Annotated in this window: 10 protein-coding genes; 1 reads left to right on the plus strand and 9 read right to left on the minus strand. The window is 52.9% G+C overall.

All coding sequences use genetic code 11. The features are described from left to right. Window positions 1–73: 73 nt before the first annotated feature. The 6 genes from OZX67_RS09220 to OZX67_RS09245 form a co-directional block, all read right to left on the minus strand. A complete protein-coding gene (locus OZX67_RS09220) occupies window positions 74–415 on the minus strand; it encodes a hypothetical protein (RefSeq protein ID WP_277142840.1) in 342 nt (113 codons plus the stop codon). Then, window positions 408–821, minus strand: a complete 414-nt coding sequence (locus OZX67_RS09225) for a hypothetical protein (RefSeq protein WP_277142842.1) — start codon at window positions 819–821, stop codon at window positions 408–410. Before OZX67_RS09225 ends, OZX67_RS09220 begins: the two co-directional genes overlap by 8 nt. After that, the gene (locus OZX67_RS09230; protein WP_277142844.1) at window positions 818–2,212 is read right to left on the minus strand and encodes a hypothetical protein; all 1,395 of its coding nucleotides are present in this window, start codon (window positions 2,210–2,212) and stop codon (window positions 818–820) included. Before OZX67_RS09230 ends, OZX67_RS09225 begins: the two co-directional genes overlap by 4 nt. A gap of 14 nt (window positions 2,213–2,226) precedes the next feature. Beyond that, entirely contained in the window at window positions 2,227–2,676 is a 450-nt protein-coding gene (locus OZX67_RS09235) for a DUF1310 family protein (protein ID WP_277142846.1), read from the minus strand. A 157-nt stretch (window positions 2,677–2,833) separates the two neighbouring features. Next, a complete protein-coding gene (locus OZX67_RS09240; protein WP_277142848.1) occupies window positions 2,834–5,644 on the minus strand; it encodes a heavy metal translocating P-type ATPase in 2,811 nt (936 codons plus the stop codon). Between the two features lie 568 nt (window positions 5,645–6,212). Further along, window positions 6,213–8,123: a trypsin-like peptidase domain-containing protein gene (locus tag OZX67_RS09245; protein ID WP_277145074.1), complete on the minus strand. Its 1,911-nt coding sequence runs from the start codon at window positions 8,121–8,123 to the stop codon at window positions 6,213–6,215. An 803-nt stretch (window positions 8,124–8,926) separates the two neighbouring features. Between OZX67_RS09245 and OZX67_RS09250 the strand changes: the two genes are divergently transcribed. Continuing rightward, window positions 8,927–11,737, plus strand: a complete 2,811-nt coding sequence (locus tag OZX67_RS09250) for an InlB B-repeat-containing protein (RefSeq protein WP_277142850.1) — start codon at window positions 8,927–8,929, stop codon at window positions 11,735–11,737. A 720-nt stretch (window positions 11,738–12,457) separates the two neighbouring features. Here OZX67_RS09250 and OZX67_RS09255 read toward each other — a convergent pair. The 3 genes from OZX67_RS09255 to OZX67_RS09265 all read right to left on the minus strand — a co-directional run bounded on the left by OZX67_RS09255 (window position 12,458) and on the right by OZX67_RS09265 (window position 21,941). Further along, window positions 12,458–16,051, minus strand: coding sequence for a BspA family leucine-rich repeat surface protein (locus tag OZX67_RS09255; RefSeq protein ID WP_277142852.1), 3,594 nt, complete (start codon window positions 16,049–16,051; stop codon window positions 12,458–12,460). Window positions 16,052–16,677: 626 nt separating this feature from the next. Continuing rightward, the gene (locus OZX67_RS09260; RefSeq protein ID WP_277142854.1) at window positions 16,678–20,868 is read right to left on the minus strand and encodes a hypothetical protein; all 4,191 of its coding nucleotides are present in this window, start codon (window positions 20,866–20,868) and stop codon (window positions 16,678–16,680) included. Window positions 20,869–20,915: 47 nt separating this feature from the next. Next, the gene (locus OZX67_RS09265; RefSeq protein ID WP_277142856.1) at window positions 20,916–21,941 is read right to left on the minus strand and encodes a class C sortase; all 1,026 of its coding nucleotides are present in this window, start codon (window positions 21,939–21,941) and stop codon (window positions 20,916–20,918) included. Between the last annotated feature and the right edge of the window lie 70 nt (window positions 21,942–22,011).

The raw sequence follows: 22,011 nt of genomic DNA on the forward strand, positions 1-22,011 counted from the left end.
TTAGCCTACCGTCACGCCTATACCGACGTTCGGCGAAAAGCCGGAATCTTCATTATGGTCATGGCTTTCTTGCTCAGCTTGGGCGAACTTTCGTGGCTTCATCCTGGATTGTTTGCTTGGCCTGAGTCGCCCATGCACCTTGGGCGCCGCCAGCAATATTATCGGCATAACTGCTCCAATCATCGGCAACCGAGCGAAGAAACGCATTCTTGTCGCGTTCGTTCTGGTTGACGTCAATCGAGGCAAGACTCGCATGCCATGGAGCCACAACGTCCTTGATAATACCCGTCTGTGCTTGCTTGAGACATCTGTTGAGCATCGCCTGCGCATCCGCAACAGCCTGTTCACAATCTTTTTTCACCCCATTCCAGAGCCGATCGGCCTCAGCAGTAGCCTGATCCCAGAAATTAGCCATTGTTCCCTCTCGCTCGTTTACGGTTATCTTCTTCTCCGCGTTCAAAAGCCCGCTCACATTCGCGATGAGACTGGGCAAGCTGTTCACGGGCGTCATCGATATAACGAAGTTTTTCGTTGATCACGGCCTCACTGCTTTGACGATTCTGTTCAATCACCGTCACGGCCTTTTCGATGGCATCGCCGGAATCACCGTCTCCCTGCTTCAACAACGCAACAACCCGAGTGCCCAAATCCTGTAGCTGCTCATTGAAATCCCACTGGGCACGACGAACCTCATCCTCGGCACTATCCAGTTGCTTGCCTCGCTGCCGATACTGTTCATATTCGCGATTCCTGGCATCCCGCAGCTCAACCGCACGGCTGCGAATCTCCCGTTCCCGCTGTTCATCTTCCGCCCTGCTCATCGCCCGATGGCCCTCAACTGCAACGCAAGTTGCTGATCGGTTGATACCAGAGTTTGTGCCGCTTGATTAATTTTCCCGGCAAGGTCGTCGAAGACACTCACCTGCCCAACAAAACCGTTGAGTTCAGCCTGATACTGCGCCTGGGGGTTACTGACAATACGCTCTTTGGTCGCGCTACCTGCAGCCAGGGCATCCATTACCTCTCCAGCAGAAAGATTTTGCCCGACAACGGTGGCATCATGCAACGTTCCCTGCCATTCCTCGTCAGCTTTGGCGCACGCCCCATTACACCATCCTTGCATCTCCTGTAATTCGTTTTGTGTCAGGGAATGGATGCCATTGACGATCGCTCCAGCTTCCTGTTCGTCCAAATAAATCGTTTCCGCGCCGGTGAGTTTGCCGCCATTATTTTTCTCAAGCGCCTTACGCTCATCGTCAACAGCGCCAAGTTCCTTGTCGGCCAGTTCCGAAGCTTCATCAAGGGCCTTGTCACCGCCTACGACTTTCAAACGGCCATCTTTATCGAATTGATAACCGCCCCATCCATGCTGCTTCAAAAACCAAGACCACGCATATTTGCCGACACCCACCAGAAAAACCGCAGGATTCTTACTTTCCAATTCGTCATTCATTTCCCCAGGGGCCCAATTGGAATCGACAACGATTAGATTACCGATATGCGCGTTGTTGCCATAGCCTATGGGGACAAGATCCTTGCGATCGATATAGTTGTGCACGATGCCGCGAGCGCTGAATTGATCGGCGACCCGACGCTGATCGGCTGTCAGGAACGAATACATATTCGGCCCTTCATACAGCCACGCCCCATCGATTCTGTTGGATTCTTCAGGACTCAAACTCGCCAAAGCATACTGACCATCCATTGACCCTAGAGAATGGCCATATACATCGACTTTCGCGTTCTTATACTCGGCAAGTGCACCCTTTAGCGTATTAGATGACGACAGCAACTGTTGCGATGGGACATCTCTCCTCGGCACGTTCAAGAGATCGCCGATATCATCGGCAGCTCCCCACACCGGGCCAACTATCGGGCCAGCGAATCTGCCGACATTAAGAATCTGACCACCATCAATCGCATCCTCGGCATAGTCCTGCCAGTTCTGCGAGCCCTGATAAAGAACGGTGACATGCTTTACGTCACTTGGCTTATAGCCCTTGGCAGTTGGATCCGCATCAACGACCATGTACGAGTCCTCGCCAGTTGCGGAATTATGGTTCACTGCAGCAACATAACCGACAAACTTGGAACCGGTATCCTTTTGCGTATAAAGACGCTCGCCCACGTTATATTCTCGCTTCGGATACTCCAAATCGGCTATTTCTTTGCGCTGTTCATCGGTATAGCAGCCATCCGTATAATCAGCCATTGAACATCCCCGAATCAGTCATCATTGCCAGTACTGCCATCATGCAGATGCGGATAGGCCTTGTCCAACAAGTCTTGAAGCTTCAGCGAGACGCTCGTAGCCCCTCCCTTCAAAGGGCCCGTACCGCCGTTCTTATCAAGCTTGACATCGACCTCCATATCCGGGTCATCGTTCACAATAAGTTCAAGCGCGATCCCGCCCATTGGATCATGACCGATGCTGGCGTCATCAACCTTGTATGAGTGGATGATGCCATTCTTAGAAAACGCCTTCGGATCAAAGAATTTAATCGAATCGCGATAAATTTTGTCGGCTTCTTTGCTATAAGCCGCCTCATGCATCCACTGCTTTTGATCGGCATGATACTTGGACACGATTCCCCCAATTACTACGGCAACAGCAAGCACGCATGCTACAACAATCAATGCGATCTTGCCGCCATGGCTTTTTTGAACACCTTGCATACCAGCTACCATATCATCATTAATAAATAATAAATATTAAAAAACAATAACACCTATAGCGTTCCTCCCCTCGACTAATCGCCTAGCATAAAGCCAACGTCACGGAATAACACCTTTTATATCGATTCGGATGTATGACTAGCAGAGTCACGCCCCATCATTTACGCTCGCGCAGTGCGGTCAGCGCCCAGAGAATCGAGACGACATCAATGGCCTCCTGCGTGAACGCGCCGACGACCACGGGAATGAAGTCGAACGCGGCGGCGACCATGCAGACGAGCGCGAGGCCGAGACCGGTTACCACGGCCTGCAGCATGGTGCGCTTGGTCTGACGGGCGATGGCGACGGCTTTGGGCACATCACCGATGTCGTCGTTCATGATGACCACCTGTGCGGTCTGCGATGCGGCAGTAGAAGTGCCATCTGTCATCGCAATGCCGATATCAGCCGCAGCCAAAACGGGCGCATCGTTGACACCATCGCCGACCATCACCGAAATCGGGCGCGGCTTCGGCTGGCCGGAAAGCCGGTCAAGGAACGTCTCGATTTTCGAGGGATGCTGCAAGGCCTCGCGCGAAGCCGCTCTGACCGCAGACACCTTATCTTGCGGGAGCAAATCGGCGCGAACATCGTCAATCCCGACCTCGCCGGCAATTACGTCGGCGGAACTGTGGGAATCGCCGGTCAACATAGTCACCTTGCCGATGCCCATGGAACGCAAGCGTTGCAACGATTCGCGGGCATTGTTCCGCGGTACGTCTCGCAGCACAATGCGGGCTGCAAGGATTCCATCAACCGAAACGTAGGCGACCATTTCGTCGGCCGAGCGCGGCTTGAATTGCGATGTCGGGAACGCTCCAACAGACCGTAATACAGAATCTGAATTATCAAAGATATCCGTGTTCCTTGGCGACTTGCTTTCAAGTCGGTCATCGATACCATTAGCCGAGCTTGCATTCACTACGAAATTCAGTCTCCCAACGCGAACCGTGTGACCTTCGACCATGCCTTGCACGCCGTTGCCGGCATCCTCGTGTACGCCTTTGACCACCGGAAAAGTTGCGCGACCGTTGTGCAGCTTCTTCGATGCCATGGCTCCGGCGGCCACGATGCCTTGCGCGAGAATGTGCACCGAATAGCTCTCAACCACTGCCGCGAGTTCGACAATAAGGTCTTCTATATATTGTTCGGACTGCGATTCTGACTGATTCTTATCGAATTTAAGAACGATAGGCAACCGCTTGCGCGCGGCTTCCGGCACGTCAACTCGCACAACCTGCGGTTTTGTGACAGTGAGCGTGCCGGTTTTGTCGAAGAAGATATGCGAGACCTTGCCGAGATTTTCCAAGACCTCCTGCGTTTTCGTCAGGATTCCGGCCTTCGCAAGCCTGCCGGTTCCCGCCATATACGCCACCGGAGCGGCGATAAGCAGCGGGCAGGGAGTGGCCAGCACAAGCACTTGCGCGAACCGCTCCGGGGTGCCTGAAGCAATCCATGCGACAATGCCAATAACCAACGAAATAATGGTAAACGGCACCGCCAGCACGTCGGCGGTTTTGACCACTGGGGCACGCGAGGAACGCGCGGAATCCACCAACTGCATCGTCTGCTGGTACTGCGAATCTCGCGCCAGCGACGTGGCGCGAATCACGATCATCGTCGACCCATTGATCGCCCCGGACATCACGCGAGCGCCGGCGAACACGGTGCGCGGCAACGGTTCGCCGTTGATTGCACTCAAATCGAGCGTCGCCGTTCCACTCAAAAGCTTGCCGTCCACGGGAATCGTCTCGCCCGGCAACACCACCAGCACGTCTCCCAGCGCGACTTGATCGACGGGAACCGTATGGAAATGCGCGTCCTGCGAGGCCTGCGATTCCATGATTTTCACGGCCTGCGAGTTGCGTGCCAACGACCCGCCAATAAACGTATGCCGCGCCAACGAGCCCGGAACCTGCGAATATCGGCCCTGACTCCGGGAAATCGTTTGCACGTTCGTTTCCGTATTGTTCGCCAAGTGGCCACGGACGTCACATTCACCGGCGTCGGGTCGGCTCTGGTCCGTATCATCCACAACATTTTCGCCTTGCTTGCCGCCATTGGTTCGCCCGGTTTCCCACCTGTTTTCCGCACTACCTTTGGCTACGGAAGCAAGCTCGCAACTGCAATCATTCGGATCGACCCTGCATACGTTATTTTCCAGATCCTGCAGGTTCACTTGAGGCAAGGCCGTCGCCAAGGTTGCGCGGAAACCGTCAGCCAAACGCTTGTCGCTATTGGCAAACAATGCGTCAAGATGATTGTTTGCCGCGTTCGTATTCGGTTTTGGAGTTTCATTACGCGCCGCAGAATCAACGCCGGTCTCAATCGTCTGAGGACGCTGAATGGCACCGCTGCTCACATTCCCGGCAGTTTCAACATTTTGCGGTTTGGTTTTATCGGCGGGACACCCAGCGGACGACCTTCCGGCCAAACCGACTCCCGGCAAATCGGAGATATGCGCCATCTGCGGAGCGGCGGCAATCAGGGCGCTCAGATTGCCTTCGGCCCTGGTCTGGGCGAACTCCTCGATGGCCTCGCCCGACCAGATCATCAACACCACGGCCCAGCTGGCCCAATATTCCTGGACTCCCAGCGTGGAAAGCAGCGCCAGAATGGCCAATACGTCGATGCCCACGTGCCCGGCTTTGAGTGAGGCGATCATGCCGCGAACGGAATCGAAAACGGAATACGCGACGAGCAGCACCACGATAAGCTGCCCGACGGAAGGATTGAACGCGAATGGCCCGATGTGCCATGCCCCTGCGCTGGGCGGAGCGGCCACGAAATTACCGGCATTAAGCGCCCCCACGCCGTTCAACCACGGACGATAATTCCAGAATATCGTCACGAAAATCGCAGCTGCGATGGTGACGGGAAGCATTGGCACTTGCCGGCAGATGTCGCCAATTTTGCGAATAACCCGCATGATTCTCCTTGCGCGTGTACTGCCCGGCCACACAAGTCGCGCAACCAAGCAAGTTGGTCACGCCTTGTTAACCCACCGGCGGCGCGAGGCCGCCGATACACGGCGTAAAGATAATGAACTTCAGTATAGCAACACACCTGCGACGGCATGTCCGAATAATCCAATTGCCGAATATATCGCCTGGTATACGGCCTCAACGCGATGGCGGAACAAACGAAAAACTTGTGCAGGCCATCAGGAAACCGACAACCCACACAAGTTACCAAAGAGAGGGATGGAATATTGAATAATTACACCCTATCAGCGGAATCAACGAGGCAGAAGCTTACAAAAGTACGGATATACCTCGAGCTGTGGCGATTCCGTCCGACTCAAGGAGTGTATCACAACGCCTGACAAAATTGCACGACATAATATACACCTGCGTAAAAAACATGGTATGATTCCTGTTTCACAGCAAAAACCGGTCCGGCAACACTCCGCACTGGGAATGCTGCCGGGCCGGCTTCGTCTCAAATCATCCGCGGCTTCATTGGCAGGAACCGAGGAGGGCAGAGAGAGTCAGAATTTACCAGAGGCCGAAGGGATCGAAGAGGCCACCGCCGTCTCCGTCACTGTTGCCGCCCTGGCCTTGGCCGTTCTGGCCCTGACCATTTTGGCCCTGCCCGTTCTGTCCATTCTGGCCGTTACCGCTGTTCTGCTTCTGCTCGGAACGGTTGCTGCCCTTGACATCGGATTCCTTCTGATCGAGGGTGACGTCGACGTCCATGGTCTTTCCGCCGCGCACGATGGTGAGCTTCACTTTGTCACCGAGGCTTGCCGCACGAACGTAGCCGAGCAACGCGGAGCTGCTGCCGACCGCCTGGCCGTTGAAAGCCACCACAGTATCATCGGCCTTCAGGCCCGCCTTGTCGGCCGGGCTGCCCTTGACGACTGCCGAGCCGCCGGTGGAAGGCGTAGTAATCTGTGCGCCGCCGCGGGTGATGCCGTCGGATTCCACGTTCGCGGACTTGATGGTGACGCCGAGCATCGCGTGCTCGACGGAGCCCTTCGAAACGATCTGGTCGGCCACGCGCTTGACGAGGTTCGACGGAATCGCAAAGCCGATGCCGATGGAACCGGACTGGCCGGAAGACGAGGAAGCGGAGGCGATCGAGGAGTTGATGCCGATCACTTGGCCGGCCGCATTGAAGGTCGGGCCACCCGAGTTGCCGGGATTGATGGCCGCGTCGATCTGTACCGCGTTGGTCACGATTTCGGAATTGTTGTCATCCATCACCGAAACCGGGCGGTTCAGCGCGGAGACGATGCCGGTGGTGGCGGTGTCGTCATAGCCCAGCGGGTTGCCGACGGCCATGACGTTCTCGCCAACCGCGAGCTTGCTGGAATCCGCGAATTGCACCGGCTTCAGGTCGTTCGGCGCCCCCTGAAGCTGTATTACAGCAAGATCGGTGGTGTTGTCGGCGCCGACGATGGAGGCTTTATACATCTGGCCGTTGGAAAGCGTGACCTGAATGTTCTGACCGCCCGAAACGACGTGGTTGTTGGTGACGACGTGTCCCTTGGTATCAAGGATCGCGCCGGAGCCCTTCGCTATGCCCTGGCTGACCTGCGTGGTGATGGAGACCACGGAATTGGAGACCTGCGAGGAGACGCCGGCCCAATCCGGAGCCTGGCCGCCTTTGACCGTGGCCGTGCCGGAGCCGGATTTGTTGGAAGTGATGCCCGACATGGAGCTGGAAGTCGGAACGGTGACCCAGCCCTTGGAAATGCCAAGGTAACCGATGCCCAGGCACAGCGCCGCCGTCACCACCGCCGCGACGATGGCCGTAACGACATTGCTATGCGAGCTGGACTCCGCGTAACCATTTGGGTTGCCGTAGCCGTTGCCACCTCCCGACACGTTCGGCCCGCCGAAGTTGCCGCCGTTGGAGCCGCCCGGCTGACCGGGGCCACCATTGAACGAACCGTTGAAGCCGTTGCTGCCGTAATCGTTATTGTTCTGGTTGACGCCATTGCCGTTTTGGCCGGCGTTCGGGTTCTGGCCGGCGCTGCCGAAAATGCCGTTCCACGGCATGCTCGGGGTATTGACCGTGCCATTACCGCCAGGGGCGCTCAACGGGGAGTTCCCATTCGCGCCAAACTGCACATTCCCATTGCCTGAATTGTTGTCGGGATTGCCGTTGACGCCAATATGATCGGGCAACGGGCCGTAGGCGCCATATTCCGGTGCCGGGCGATACGGGCTGGAATCATTGCCTGAGTTGCCTGAATTCACCGCGCCGGAAGTCTCGTATGGATTGTCCGAAAAGGTAGCGTTCGAGGTTGTCTCGGTCGAATTCGCGTCGTCTGGCCGGTAACCGGTGGTGAACACTTCGGTGGGCGTCGTATTCGCTCCATTATCGGATTCGCCATTAAAATTCTGCGTATCCTGCGTCGTAACGGGTTGCGTGGCGAACGGCCGGGTCTCGTCCGACATGGCCGCGTCATTGTTGGTTGCTGGCGTGGCAGCGTAACCGGCATCGCCATTGTCGCTTCCCGCCGCAGAGTCAATGTCACCGTTGCCGGCGAAGTCCGGCAGATTCGGCGTCGTATTTGTTTCTTCATTGGGACGTGCAGGCTGACCGCTGCTCCACTCGTCTTTATTGTCTTCAGCCATTGCTGCTCCTTATTCCTCCAATGGGTGCGCCTTCGACGGCATCCGCCTCGAAAGCCACCCCTGAGCCTTAATAATGAGTAAAGACACCCGGTCTGGATGTTTCCTGAACATTTCTTGAAAGAATAATCCCAACACCACGGAACATCGCCGCCATGTCCATTAAATCGGCATCAACTAGATATGATAACCGTTGCCATAAACCGGTTCCGAGAATCTTTCCAGACTATATTTTGCATCACAATTCTGCCGAAAGCAAAATTTTAAAAAGCTTTAAACCGTGGAAACTTTCGCCGGCCATCGCTTTCGCCACCCTGAATCAAGGTTATCCATTTATGCTACAGCCCATGCAACACACGGATTAGGCTACATCAAACCTTAGAATCTTGTTGAAAGCCAAACGATTATCCGCTAGCGATAGCACATCAGATGCGAGTTTTTCGCATTGCGTACAACGTTCTAATTGCACTACGTTATGGTAGACTAATTGGTATCATTCATCCCAAAAATGGTATAGAGAGCTAGAGAATATGCGGAATTCGAAGTTGAACAGTTCGGCACGACTTGTGACGGGTCTTACAGCAGCCGTAGCCGCAATGGCATTAACGTTGTCGCCAGGAATCGCTATGGCCGACACCCCAGAGACGTCTGCCCCGAAGGCACCGTCATCGTCGTCGCAGTCGCAAACGCAGCAATCCCAGCAGCCTGCGGCGGGCCAAAGCGCCACGCTGGCACCTGCTTCCGGGCAGACAACAAGCGGTAAAAGCGAAACTCCGCAGGAAACTACACAGCGGCAGTCCCAAGCGCCAAGCGCGCAGGATGAGACTGCGGCGCCAAGCACACAAGGCGACCCCTCATATAACTGCGTCGTAGGCACCAGCACCTTCAAAGAGTGCTTCCCCGACCCGGTTTTCCGCACCTATCTGGCCAGGAGGAATCCTCTCGACGGTAGTCCGAAGAACGTCGGGAACGCAGGCGATAAATTCGATAATACCGTTGTAACCGACTCGTGGGCGGGAAGCATCACGACAATCGAAGGCAGCGGCTTCCCCACATTCGCTATACCGTTTAACAGCGGCGTCAAAAACATTCAAGGCATTCAGATTTTCACAGGTCTTCAGCACTTTACCGCAGCGGGCAACGGCGCTGAGGGCTTCGGACCGGTCAGCGATTATTCTCCGATGTCCCATTTACGAAATCTGTTGACGGCCGATTTCCGAACGGTCGGCAATGGGGCAAATGGCGATCTCAACCATGCAAATCTGACTTCATGGACTTCTGCGGAGATGCCGTCACTTCGCTCAATCACGCTAGCCGACTCTGGTTTCCAGGATCCTTCCCAACTTTTCGGTTTGTCGAAGCTTACCAGCCTTGATCTAGAACACAGTGAATTGGCAGAATCCGCTTCCGGTGACAACCGGCAGATATTCGCGAATTTCGATACCGCGTTCCCCAATCTTCAGGAGCTCAACGTCGAACGCTGCGAATCCCTTCATCAGGACACAAACTTTGATGTCCTTACTCGTATGCCTAACCTCACCAACTTGGACATCGGCGGCATAGGAATCGGCACTGATGGGAACATACCAGAGCCCATTTCGCGCATGACGCAACTGCGCTCCCTTGACGTGAACGACGACCAGCTCACCGATGTAACGCTGCTTGCCGGATTGACCGGGCTACAACATCTTAACCTGCAATACAACAAACTCAATGATCTCACCCCTCTTTCGAACCTGACCCAACTCATCACGATAGACGCGAGTAACCAATATCCGCAATCACATGAATTCGTAGCGAATCCAGATGTGCAGATTCCATCAACCGAACTGACAAACACCGCGAGCTCACAGCCTATTACCTTCAAGAACGAAGCCTTTTACTCCTACAGGAGCAATCAGGGGTATCGGTCAAGGGCTTATATTAATTCATCCGACATTACGGTAAACGGCAACTCGGTGAAAATCACAAAGCCACATGCAGCCACCACGCCAGGCGATTTGCCAGAAGACATGCTCAATCAACTCATCGGCAACGAACTACGCAACGGAATGGTCTTCTTACCGTTCGAGGGATCAATCACCAACCCTGCAACTCATCAGTTGATAGGCTCTTTCGGAGGTTATCTTACTCCGTACATCCGTGTGCCACAGGTAGTCCTCGACCTGCGTGGCGGCACTTTAAACGGTGAAGTAAACCCAGGAATCAGGCAGATCGTTTCCGGCGAGAAGTTGCCCGATCTCGGCAGTCCGTTTAAAATGAATAAGCAAAACCAAAAGGATGATTTCCTCTATTGGAAAGCTTGCGTCACTGGCAGCAGGAACCCGAATGCAGCATCTTGCTCGTTTGAAACAGCCAAAAGGGTTGGTAACATAAAGAACTACGTAATCGACGATGACACTACACTTTATGCTTATTATAGAAGCGATAAAAGCCACACTGCCCTTTTCCTCTGGAATGATGGCACTTCTAAAAGCCTATTGAAAACCATCAAAGCGGACGAGAATGTAACTCCTCCTGATGAACTATCATTCCCTTCCGGTAATTTCTTAGGATGGTTTACAGAACCTAAAGGCGGTGAACTCTACAGCAACTTCGGGAAACCTCTAACCAAAAACATCACATTGTACGCTCATTGGTCAGATTCAGTCACATCGCAAGAATCAGCGAAATACAAGATTCGCTTTGATGAACAAAACGGAAATGGGGTCACGACTGACAGCGTAACGGCAGGCGAGACGGTCAACAGACCGACGAATCCAACCAAGACGGGCTATACGTTCACTGGATGGTATACGACACCCAGTGGAGGTACTGAATACAACTTCAACAGTCCTGTCAATAAGAACCTTGTTCTATATGCACAATGGACACCGAATAGTCCTGAATCTGAACAGACAACAGCGCCAGCACCACCGTCTCCTGCCAGCCAGATCATCAACCGCTATGTCACCATTCAGAATTACTACAATTCCACCACCACCAACAACACCAGTGCGAATAACGCCAACAACGGCAACAACGCCAACAATGGCAATAACCGCCGTAGCACGAGGTCCAATGGCAACTCGTTTAACCTGATGCGCAATGGTGACAACACGAACGTACCACAGCAGCAGACGAAGCCAGATTCACGAAACAGGCAGAAGAAGATCTGCAGAGCCAACAACATACGCTCGACAGGCCCCGCAATGCGTCAGGACGAGGCACTCGGCAGTGTCCAATCGATTGCGGATTATGATCCGCAATGCGTAGCAGGTGCGCCTGCAACCGCCAGCGTCGAGCATCACTCGAATCTCGGTTGGCTCTGGTGGCTGCTCCTATTGCTGCTTCTGCTTGTCCCGCTGCTTCTTTCATACGACCGTCTGCCTGATATCGGGCAGCATAAGTCGCCGGAGATTTACAAGAAGCACAGGCATTCCTACAGAATCTACTAAAGGCTGACGCTTCCATCTCGTTGATGCCCTCCAACTCTTCTGGGTTGGAGGGCATCAACGTATTCTAAGGCATTGTTCTTTCCTGCAAACGCTCTAGACTCGTATTGCGTCATTAAAGACAGCGTCTACGCATCTGGCAATAACCGCTCTTAACGCGCGTGGCACCTTGCACGCCACACCATTGTGAGCATACGCCCGGCGACTACAGGGGCCTCAGAAAGCCAATCAGGCATGGTCCCAAACGATCCATTCCTCCATACCCATTACACCTATATCGCTGCCCTCATTCAGACGAACTGGGACGGCTCGAATGACGCAGGTTCCATCAAGCGATCATTCCCCTATATCCACTGCCGCTATATCGCTGCCCTCATTGAGGCTCCATGTATATTCCAGTAGCGTGTGGCACCTCCACTCAACGCAGCACCCACATACAGACGCAGGCACGACCGAATCACTAGTCATCTCCCCTAAAGCACAATCTGCAATCGGTACGAAGACCTTTTATAGGTGCTTGATCATATAGCAAATACAGCCAAATACAATTACAACCATATCGGCCGTGACATTTGCCAGAGAAAGAAGCCACCTGCGAATGGTTACCAAATCCATATCGGTCAATGTCGCTGCACTGAAAATCATGAATATGAAAGGGTGCCTGTCGCTGGAATTTACCAGCGACAGGCACCCTTTCACCACCCTCTGTGGGCGTTTAATACATCAGATTAGGAACCTCTTCGAGATGGTTGCCGAGTCCAGATTGCGGTGACGGGCCACAATGGCGTTGTTATTCCTCAGCGCAAGCAACAGCAACGGAATCAGGAACAGGAGCATCCACCAGAAGTTCATGTGGACATTCATGGCTGCAGGAGCCGAAGCTTCGACCTCGCAACGAGCCAGCCCCTTGTAGTCCGAAAGCTTCCAGGCCGCAGGGTCGGCTTGCATCGTGCCATCGCCGTACTCAATCCAGCTTATGGGCTTGGTGCCACGCTTGTTGGCCTGAATCTTGCGATAAACATTCTCGGGAATGCACTTTGGACGGGCAGGCTGCGCCTGGGGCTGTTGCTGAGATGGGACTGCAGGAGCCACTGCGGGTGCGGCGACAACATTAGTGTTTGCACGTGGTGCGGCAGTAGCAGCAGGAGTAACACTAGCAGGAGGAGCGGCTGCAGGAGCGGATCTCGTCGCGAGCGGAGCAGGAGCGGCCGGCAACGTCGAAACCGGAGCAATTGGCGTTGCCACAACTGAAGGCAACGGAGCCACAGGAATCTTCTCCCACTGCGCGTAGAGCACGGTCACGCCAGGGGCCACCTTGATCTGATCGCCCTTCTGATAGTTGCCTTTGTTCACATCCGGCTTGACATTCCAGCCTGCGAAGGCATAGCCGGAGACCTTATACGCATTCTCCTGAACAGCTCGGGGGTAACTCCTCAGATTGACACCGGGGGCGGGAGTGACCTCGAACGTGTCATCCTTCACGGAACCGGTAGCCGTCAAACCCTTAGGCGCATTGGCCACATACCTGATGGTGTAGTTAACGCGCAGAGGCTTGACCGGTGTAATGGGCACGGACGTGGCACGCCACTGCGCGTAGAGCACGGTCACGCCAGGGGCCACCTTGATCTGATCGCCCTTCTGATAGTTGCCTTTGTTCACATCCGGCTTGACATTCCAGCCTGCGAAGGCATAGCCGGAGACCTTATACGCATTCTCCTGAACAGCTCGGGGGTAACTCCTCAGATTGACACCGGGGGCGGGAGTGACCTCGAACGTGTCATCCTTCACGGAACCGGTAGCCGTCAAACCCTTAGGCGCATTGGCCACATACCTGATGGTGTAGTTAACGCGCAGAGGCTTGACCGGTGTAATGGGCACAGACGTGGCACGCCACTGCGCGTAGAGCACGGTCACGCCAGGGGCCACCTTGATCTGATCGCCAGGTTGATAACTCTTTCCATTCGCATCCGGGTCAGTGTTCCAGCCTACGAAAGTATAATCGGAAATCGTATAACCGTTCGCCTTGATTGCCCGCTCATAATTATTCAGATCGACACCGGGGGCGGGAGTGACCTCGAACGTGTCATCAGCAACAGAACCGGTAACCTCCAAACCTGCAGGCGCATTGGACTTATAACGGATGGTGTAGCGCGACGACGGCTTTGGGGCCGGCGGAGTCGGTACAGCATCGCGGGTCCACTGAGCATAGAGCTTGATGCTGCCGCCACGAGTGAAATTCTCCGCTACTTCACCCTCCAAATACTTCCTGCCGGCGCCATTCGCGCTCACGTTCCAGCTATCAAAGGTATACCCCTTAGGCTTGCCGAACGCGGAACCCGGAACTCTGATTTTAATATTCGACGCATCGGCTCCAACCTTGCGAATAGTAGCCGTCGTGCCGGTAACGCTCACGCCAGCCGGTGCATTGGCGTCGAAGATCATCTCGGCGAACTCCTGCCAGCGATAAGTGCCGCCGGCGAACTCGGGAGAACTAGTCAACGCGGAGAACGTCCCGTCGTCATCAGACGCGTCACTGGTCCAGGTATCATCTGACTTGGCCCAACGTCCCGTATAGCCAGACGTCTCCTCAGCACCAGCGGCTGACGGCTGTTCATAGCTAAAATAGTCTGCCTGTAATTGGGTGTTCGGCCCTAGCTCGACCTTGTTCAAATAAGGGGGAAGCGCATTGTTCCCGTCAGTGACGTTGCGTGTGTCCCAACCGGAAAGATTCAGCTGCGTCAGACTTCTGTCGCCGGCAAACATCTCCGTAATATTCTCAGCCTGGCTGGTGTCGAACGATTTCAGACCATCAATCTTCGTCAAGGAAGCATCATGATAAAACATTTGGTAAAGCCCACTGTCCGTGGGAGCCAGATTCCAACCTTTCAAATTAATCTCGCTAAGGTTGGGTAAATTGGCAAACATATAGCTCGTATCAGATACATTGCTGACGTCCCAACCATCCAGGCCGGTCAACGACTTAAGCTGAGAACCCTCGGTTCCGTTACAATTGAACATCATACTGAGATTCTCGAGATTCGAGGTATGTCCCTTCCAACCGGAGAAATCAAGACTGGTCAACGCAGTGGCAGCGCCAAACATCCCCCATGCAGTCTCCAGCGCATCCGGATGCCATTCCTTCACCGATACACTTGTCAACTTAGTATCGTAGCCAAATAATGAAAACATGCTCGTCACCGATGAGACGTCCCAAGAGGCGACATCAATGCTTTCCAAATTCGGCATATACGAGAAAGCATTTCCCAAATCTGTAACATTCGATGTAACCCAGCTCGACAAATCCAGCGACCGCAAGCCGGCCCTATTAAAAAGCCCGCTCATATTTTCGACCTGGGAGGTATCGAAATCCGAAACGCCCTTAATTTCAGTAAGCGCGCCATCGCCCGCAAACATATTCTCCATATCCTCGACCCGGGAGGTCGACCAACCTGTAACATCGATACTCTTCAGGTTGTAATCATTCACAAACATCCATTCCATATCCGTGACCTGGGAGACATCCCAGCCAGCGGCATCGATACGTTCGAGCTTGGGGTCGCCGTGGAACATCGACGTTGCCACGGTGACACCAGTCATATTGAGATTGTGCAAACCGTCAATTGCTGTGAGATTGGGGAAGCCGCTGAATAACATTGATGTCGAATTACTGCCAGGGCTGACGGGTCCCTCGAATACGATATGCGTTATCTTGTCTTTATCAGCAAAGGGGCCGTCCTCGAGACCACCGAAGCCCGTTCCACTTCCGAAATGGACTGAGCACCCACCGGCTTCCGGTACGAAAGTAAACGGGATTCCACTAGCACCCGAACCGCCACCCCAAACGCTGGAACCAGTGCAATTGTCGTAATCAAGATCCTGCGCCTGCGGATGCTGCTCAACTTGCGGGGCAGGAGTCGGCTGAGCTGTGTGAGTTGCCGACTGCGAAGGCTCGCTGGTCTTTGGGCTAGACGCAGTGGTGTCAGTGGTGGCAGCGCTCGTACTCGTGTCCTCCGACTTGCCGGCGGTACTCGGCTGGGCGGCGCTGGACGGGGCCGCTTCCTTCGAAGCTTCTGGCTTGGCCGCCTGCGTTGCCGCGGAAGCAGATTCCGCATCCGGAGTCTTCGACGAATCGTTCGCATTGGCCGCGGCGGCTGCGGGCGCAAGGCTCTGATCGGACGTTGCGGCAGACGCCGCTACTTCGCCGGTGGGGGTGGTTTGCGTTCCGGTGACCTCTTCGGCAGAAGCCGTGCCAAACGGACCGGCAATCATTGCGGTTGCGGCAAGCACACCGATAATCGCTTTATTTAAAGACCTCATCGTTTCTCTTCCTCTCCCTGCAAAGTCATGCCGTTCGCCGCAACTAAGGCCAACGAACATCTGTCTATTGCTACACACAAAAGCCTGATGTGTTAATTATTAGTATAACAACGCATTACTACAAACGTTCCCACAAAAACTAAAAAACCATTCACATGTAACCATCATCGTCGCGCACGAAACCTTAGCAAACCAACCGATCAGCAGCATCCAAGAAGACCGTTTCGTCCTACAACCCTTGTTGCAGTAGGGATGCAATACCTTTCCCATTTCCTTCCCCGCACGAAGCAAAAGCCAGAAAACAAAGAGATGAAAATGTGCGAAACCTTCGACGCAAATAAAATCTTCAAATAATTATTCTGTCAGTGAAATGTGATGTTGCCTATATTCTCATCCTGGTTTGCGTCAAACCTATATCGTCGACTTCCCCGTGTTCGTCTTTGCCTATAGCCAGTACCGGAACCAGCTCAATCTGCACTCAAACGAACCTATAGACAATACAATTACCACAACAGTCATCAATAGATTCGCTTTGTTACAGACCGAATATCCTCCATGGATTGAATAAGGGCGGTCACCCTGCACTCGCAGAGCAACCGCCCTTATTCAATCCATGAACCTACTACTCAGACTTTATGTCTCGGACCTCTTGTAGACGAACCACCTGAAGACGACACATTGTGACGTCCAGCGGTTACAGCCTGACGCTGACCATGTTTCTTGTAATAGCGGTATGCAAGTTCAGCCATGACAAGCACAACGATCGCCAGCAACAGCCACAACATCCAAGAACCCGTGAGGGGTAGATGCCTGACCGGCCTCGGCAACGGCACCTTGGAGTCCGCCAAAGCAGATTCATTGCCTGCCGAATCAATGGCATAGGCCTTCACCGTTCGCCTATCTACGAAAGTCGGAGGCTTTATGGACCAATTGCCATCCTTGTCTGCCGTGGTCTCAGACGTCTTACATGCGTCGGTGGCAGGATTCTCACCAGTCTTGGTAATCGAGCATGACCAAGAGGACGCGCCCGTATCCCAGATCACAATGACCTTCGAGCCGGCTGGCGAATTGACATCCTTCGAGGTTACTGTGCCAGTAACCGCCTTGTAGCTTACTTGTTTGAAGGCGACATCAGACGATGTCATATCCACAACGGTATCCAAATGGGCAGGAGGAGAAGGCAGACCATACGAGCTATCTATAGCTATAAACCGATAGTTCTGACTGTCTTTGACATGCTGCATGAAGAAGGAATCGATCTTGCTTTTATCGACAGTCACCTGCCAAGTACTATCATTGGTCGTGTCGATATTGGTGCTGCCCAGCAAAGTCTTATCTGTGGCTTGTTTACTCAGGTCGTTATCCGTCACTCCCTGATTCTGACCTTGACCTGTATATACTGCATACACGTTGACAGTCGATTTGTCGAAATGACGACCGGTATCGGTGCCTTCCACAGTCAGCGTGTCATTAGAAGCAAGTTCACCATTGTTGCCAAAAGTGGTATGAGGCGCGGTGACTTTCGTGATCTTCACCTGAGAATCGTTCTCGATTCCCGTGCTGTACGAATAGTCATCATACACTGTATTGATAGGCCAACCTTTATTGATGAGATCCTTGATCTTTTCTTGACTCATCTTGGGTTGTGCACCGTCAGGATCTTGCTGCAACGGATTATACACATCTTCTACGTCTTGGCTGACTCCATTCCCCGCAACGCACGAACTGTTGTCGCCGCGGCTATTCGTCGAAATCGGCCAAGTCACCATCTTGAAATAGCCATTATAATCTGGATGGACTGCCTTTATTGCCCCGAAGTTTATCGAACCGTCAGACTGTTGCGCGGAACCGCTCGCCATAAGGCCACCATAAAGGTTATCAAAACTCAAATGTCCGCGATAAGGCACTTTACCATTACCAGGCGTATTGACTCTTGCACCATCTTCAGCATCAGTCTTTTCAATGGTAAACGCCTCAGGGATTATATAAGGCTGATCCGTTTTCTGAGCTTTTGGTGTGAGCTCCTGGACAGGCACCCAACTGTGGCCGTTAGACAGCGCGAACCACTGGTAATAATACTGTTTCACTTGATTGCAGAGATTAGAATCATCGTCTTGATAATCAGGATTATACCAACGTGCAGAGAACGAATTTGCTGGCGCTATTCCGTTATCGACAGAAGCGCCTGTGCCAATATCCTCTTGCTGCGGGATGTGGAAACCTTTGTCGACAGTCAGACCCCAGTTCGCCTCGCCTCCACTCCAGAGCACCGGGTGCGTTTGATCGTATGCCATGGAGTCCGAAGGACCATCGCATTGAGAACTTGGCTTATCTCCACAGTGTTTGGCACCGTTGGCGTAAAGATGAAGCTTGTAATCGTTCTTGGTAAGATCGTTCGTATACTGCAAATCTTTCCCTGTTTGGGCGGTAATGCTCAAATCTCTCTGCGTTCCACCAAGCTTGTTTTGTGAAGGATTAGGATAGTCAACATCACCTTCCATGGAAATGGTGAGATAGTCGTATTTACCATCGGATTTAATGTCGCGTATGGTGAAACCACCCTTTTCACCACCGGCACCTATTCCTACATCCTTTGCCCACCAAAAAGCTGACCGCTGAAGAGAGTGATTCGTCTTTGTGCCGTATAAATTGCTATCCAGCGTGTTGATGTATCTTGTGGGACGAGTTTCTATGTCACTGTACCTATATGTCAGTTTCAAACCGCATTCACCCGTAGAGTCCACGCCTTGGTCGCCATCTTCTATTTCACCTTTGTTAACCATAGCTGATTTACCGCTCGGATACTTCTCCGCCAAACGGATACAACCTGGATTAACGTCACCGTGCCCCACACGCAGAACGAAATCAGCACGAAGCTCATCCATTTCGGAGTCTACCTTGTCGTTATAAGCAAGCATTTGATTGATAACCGGCTTGTGATCATCTTCGGTAAGGCTCGGAGTATCGTCATGCTTATTTGCTTCTGGTGGTGCGGCGGGGACTACACTATCCGCCGTCGGATTTTCAGAGTAGCTAAAGCCATCAAACGCGGTATCAACTGTCCAACCAAGATTCATCAGATACTGCGCCTGATCCTGATGGTGCTGAGCCATATCCAACGTAACGCCTTGTTCTTCGCCGCCGTACAACGGATTGTAAACGTCACGTTTGCTCAGGTTATTGTCGCCAGTCTTGTCGGTTGCAATGCAGGCTGCCGGATTACCTTCCTTATTCGTACTGATGGGCCAAGTCACCAACTTGAAGTAGCCATCAAGCCCCTGATCATCCTTGGCTTTCTGGAAATTGATCGAACCGTCCTGGTTCTGCGCAGGGCCATCGCCCATAATCGTACGATCTGGGTTGTCATTATTAATATCATTAGGCTGGTTGAACGAGGCAGCATAATTTTTCGGAGATGCACTAACACTAGGCCCCGATGCAACCTGTCCATTCGAAACCAAGGCGTGAGAATTGATTGACGTGGCAGGCACCCAATTGCCATCTTTACGCCCAAACCACTCATAATAGAATGAAGTGGTGGTGCCGCATTTGCCATTCTGATAACCTGGATTATTCCAATAGACAAAGAACGACTTTGTTGGAGCAATACCGGGATCTACGTCTTTGCTCAGTAGACCGTCCTTCCAAAAATCTTTTGAGGCTATATTGCTCGTCGTGAACCCATTGTCAAGATGCATGCCCCAATTGGACTGACCGTAGCTCCACGTGTCACTCATCTGGTTCCAACCAACGTAAGAAATCGGGCCAGCACAGTTATCGCCATCGCAGCCGGTGCTATACAAATAAACCGGATAATTTGCTGCGACATTAACAGCGTGTTTCTTATCATTGCGGAGAGTTGTTGCCGGTATCTGGCAATATTGATCCTGAGCATTGCCGCAATTATCTGGCCGCACATTGCGACCGACAACGGCATAAAGCTCCCGGTCTAATTTCCTGCCACCAAGCGTTTTCGACCCTAACTCGGGCGCATAATCAACATCACCTTCAGCGGAGATGGAAATATAATCGAATCCGTCTACAGTATTGATGCTGTGAATCGTAAAGAATTGATCCCAATTGCGTGCCCAATACGCTGCAGCCTGCTTCTTGAGCTGAGGGTTATCACTACTCGTTCCTAACGTATTGATATAAATCAGCTGAGTCAGCTTATCGTTGTCCTTATTATTTAAATCTCTAGTGCCAAGAGTCCCATCTGAATAGTAAAGCTGCAGCCCACAGTTACCTTCCTTGTCCCACTGCTCGATGCCATAATTGTGACCATTGACGTTGCAATTAGGGTTAACAGCTCCGGTCTTCACTTTTAAGACAAAATCCATACGCATTTCATCTGTCTCAACATCAACTTGCTTGTTGTAGGCAAGCATCTTAGCAAGCTGGGGCTGAGGGTCATCATAGCTCTTCGGGCCAGACTCGGACTCAGTCCCGCCAGTAGCATCTTGAGCACTCCCACTTTGCTGCTGCGTGGTGGCATCTTCTCCACTTGTAGACGATTGGCCACTCGGGGACTGGCCCCCAATCTGCGTCTGGGATTTTGGCTCTTCTTTACCGCCTAAGCCTGGCGTAGCCGCAGAAACCCCGCCTTTGGGATCCGCCGCTTGGCCGTCTGCCGGCTGCTGGCCATTCTGCGTGCTCGTTTGTGCATCAGTCGCCTGAGAATTCGCATTATTGGTCGAATCATCGGCAAATGTCATGAGAGGACCAGCCATCAGGGCCACAGACACCAAGATGCCCACCACCAAAGACAGCCGGCGCCCATTATGACGCGACGATTCTGATTGGTTTGACTTGTTCATGTCCTCATCCTCAATCATTTTAATTGTTATAAGTTTGATAAAAGTTTTCAGTTTCCATGTCGTCCGGCGCCACGTCGACGGAATATTCCGTTCGTGTGCATCGGCCACGGATAAATGCGACGGTGGTAATACCTAGCTTGCAGGAAAGTCAACCCAAGCATCAACACAGCGACCATCGCAAACACCGACGGGAGCAACCCGTCACGCTGCACATCGCCCGGCTTAATCGTCGTGCGTTGCGCTGTTAGTATCAGACGGCTGGTATTGATGCCGTATGGGGTGCAGGTCATCAGCGTTACCAAGTCCTTGCCCGGCACCACTTTGTACAGGTGAGTGTCAGAAGGATTGATGACATGAATTCCGATAATCCTATACGCCATCTTCTGTTGCAAGATATCTACAAAAAAGACATCACCCTTGCGCATGCGGTCAAGCCTCGTGAACAGCAACGCCGAGGGAAGCCCACGATGCCCTGAGAGCACCACATTCGTCGACGGACCGCCTACGGGAAGGCTGGTGCCACGCAAGTGACCAATCCCCTTAGCCAGAACATCTTTGGAAGTTCCATGGTAGATAGGCAAATTCACCGATATCTTCGGTATTTTGATATCTCCCATAGCTCCGTCCTCCACGTTCAGCAAGCGCTCATAAGTCGTGTTACGCAGTATCTGAGGAATCAACGATTCCTCTATCTCAGTATCATCGGCATTCGTGTCACCTTGCTTGCCATCTGAGCCGAACGGATCACCAAACTCACCTAAATCCGACTGCCCGGACTGCGCAATAGCGACGTTGTACTGTTTGGCTGCAATGATTTCAGAGCGAATCCTCTGAGGCGGCCAACTGTCAAGCGCCTGAGCGACGCTATCCGTAACACTTGCTTCTTGCCGAGCGTTGTATGCCTGCAACGTAGGAATCCAAAGTATCGCTATCGCAAGCACCACCGCCAGCAAATTATGCATGAGACGGATAGCGATGCCATACCAATCATGCTTGGGAGCATGACTGTCATAGCGGAAAAAAGACTCAAAGCTAGCGTTGAGATCGACACCAGACTCCTCGGTCTTTTTCATACTCCGACACTCCTCGCGTACTTGCGACGCCGTACCAACACAACAACAGGAGGCAAAAGTCTTGATTCTT

Origin of the sequence: Bifidobacterium sp. ESL0728 (assembly GCF_029392015.1) — a bacterium.
Classification (GTDB): domain Bacteria; phylum Actinomycetota; class Actinomycetes; order Actinomycetales; family Bifidobacteriaceae; genus Bifidobacterium.